The sequence below is a fragment of the Mesorhizobium sp. B1-1-5 genome (genome assembly GCF_006443065.1).
In the GTDB taxonomy this organism is placed as follows: domain Bacteria; phylum Pseudomonadota; class Alphaproteobacteria; order Rhizobiales; family Rhizobiaceae; genus Mesorhizobium.
Map to the genome: position 1 here is coordinate 1 of NZ_VFWS01000468.1, position 1264 is coordinate 1264.

Genomic DNA, 1264 nt, shown 5'->3' on the forward strand with positions numbered 1-1264 from the left:
CGCCAGGATACGGAAGAAAGGGTTGAGCAGAAAACGTCCGGCCAGCACCAGGCCGATGATCGCGGCAAGGCCGATACCGACCTCGGCCAACCGCTCCGACAGGCTGGTGTCGGTGCCGCCTGGCGCCAGGAACGCGATCAGGGCCAGCAGCGGCACGATCGCCAGATCCTCCAGCAGCAGGATGGAGACGATGCGCTGGCCCTTGGGCGAGGCGATTTCGCCGCGCTCTTCCAGAAGCTGCATGACGATCGCCGTCGAGGTCAGCACGAAGCCGGCTCCGGCGACGAAGGATTGCGCGATGGAAAAGCCTCCGGCTATTCCCACACCGGTCAGCAAGACCGCGCAGACCCCGACCTGAAGCGCGCCCAGGCCGAAGATCTCGCGGCGCAAGCCCCAGAGCCGCGACGGCTGCATCTCCAGCCCGATAATGAACAGGAACATCACGACGCCGAGCTCGGCGACGTGGAGGATGGCTCCCGATTCGGAAAACACACCGATGCCGAACGGGCCGATCACCACGCCCGCGGCCAGATAGCCGAGAATCGAACCCAGGCCCATACGTTTGAAGATCGGAACGGCGACAACACCCGCGGCGAGCAGCGCCACCACCTGAACAAGCTCGCTGCCCGCTGCCTCTGCCGCCATTCCCGCCATTCCGCTCGTTTGAGGACCGCAGCCTGTGCGGTCGGGTCAAGACGCCTCGGATCAGGCGCCAGCGCCCCAAGGATAGGGGCTTCGGCGGGCATGTAACAGCCCGAATCCTGCGGCGGGCAATGTTGCAGGCACGTTACACAAGTTGAGCGCGAGGCCGCGTTGCGTCTGGCTGCAATCGGAGGTTAAGCACGCTCGGCTTCGGCCAGTGGAGGGTGTGGCGATCAAGCCGCGCCCTTTTTGAGGAGATGACTGACATGAAGAAGTTTTTGCTCGTTGCCGTCGGCCTGGCGGTGCTCGCCGGCTCGGCTTGCTCCAAGGCGCCTGAGTGCACGGCCGAGGTCGCCACCAAGAAGGCGCAGGACATGGCCGCCGCGCTGCAGGAGGCGGTTACCAAGGATCCGTCCAAGGCGGCCGATCTGACGGCCAAGGTGCAAGAGGTGACGACCAAATATCAGGGCACCACGACCCTGGCCGACGCCTGCAAGGCCTATGATGAGGTGACGGCGGCGATCAAGGGCTGATCGTTCCTATCGACGTCTTCAAAAGGAGGCGGTGGCGATGGGCCGCCGTCTCTTTTTGTGTTTGGTTACAGGCGGTTGATACGCGCTCA

At 64.3% G+C, this 1264-nt stretch carries 2 protein-coding genes; one reads left to right on the plus strand and one right to left on the minus strand.

Translation table 11 applies throughout. The features are described 5' to 3' along the window. Nucleotides 1–645 (minus strand): cation:proton antiporter (locus FJ980_RS32440; protein WP_181181396.1); only part of this gene is annotated, 645 nt, incomplete at its 3' end. Between the two features lie 263 nt (nt 646–908). On the opposite strand from FJ980_RS32440, the gene FJ980_RS32445 reads away from it, so the two are divergent. Continuing rightward, the gene (locus FJ980_RS32445) at nt 909–1175 is read left to right on the plus strand and encodes a hypothetical protein (protein WP_140547541.1); all 267 of its coding nucleotides are present in this window, start codon (nt 909–911) and stop codon (nt 1173–1175) included. Nucleotides 1176–1264: the final 89 nt, after the last annotated feature.

Bases quoted from the DNA above. Each gene is read 5' to 3' on its own strand.
- FJ980_RS32445 (WP_140547541.1), top strand. From the start codon at position 909: ATGAAGAAGTTTTTGCTCGTTGCCGTCGGCCTGGCGGTGCTCGCCGGC.